At 70.0% G+C, this 619-nt stretch carries 1 pseudogene; it reads left to right on the forward strand.

Annotated features, from left to right (window positions below):
* Positions 1-494 (forward strand): annotated as a pseudogene (locus L810_RS48235) (ABC transporter substrate-binding protein); the annotation flags it as partial.
* Positions 495-619: the final 125 nt, after the last annotated feature.

The following is a 619-nucleotide window of genomic DNA, read 5'->3' on the forward strand; positions in this document are numbered from 1 at the left end:
CGCTCGTGCGCGGCGAGGTCGACGCGGTGTTCGTGAAAGGCGTCGAAGGGCTCGAAACCGTGCACCTGATCGACGCGCAGGTGGTCATCGATCTCGGCGCGCACCCCGATCCGCTGGTGCGGATCGGCAACGGCACGCCGCGCACGCTGACCGTCGATCGCGCACTGATCGACGCGCGCCCCGATCTCGTCAGCCGCTTCCTGTCGGTCGTGGTGGGCGCGGGCGACTGGGCCGCGCGTCATCCGGCGGAGACGGTGGCCTATATCGGCCGCGAAACGCGTGCGTCCGACGAATGGGTGCGCTATGCGTACGGCGCGGACGTGCACCGCCATCTGGAGACGGGGCTCGCGCAGACGTCGATCGACGGGCTGGTCGCGTTCAAGGACTTCCTCGTCGAGTGGGGCTTTCTCGAACAGGATTTCGATGCGCGCGCATGGATCGACCCGGCGCCGTTCACGCGCATCGACCGGCAACGCCATGCATGGGTCGCGTAGCGCGCCGCGGCGCGTCATTGCAAGGAGTCGAGCATGACAGGTCTGACGATCGAATACGGCGTGCCGCCGGCGCGTCGGCATGCGGCACGCGCGGCGCCGCGCACGGGCGCGGGTGTGGCCGCTGC

Source organism: Burkholderia sp. AU4i, assembly GCF_000466765.1.
Taxonomy (GTDB): domain Bacteria; phylum Pseudomonadota; class Gammaproteobacteria; order Burkholderiales; family Burkholderiaceae; genus Burkholderia; species Burkholderia cepacia.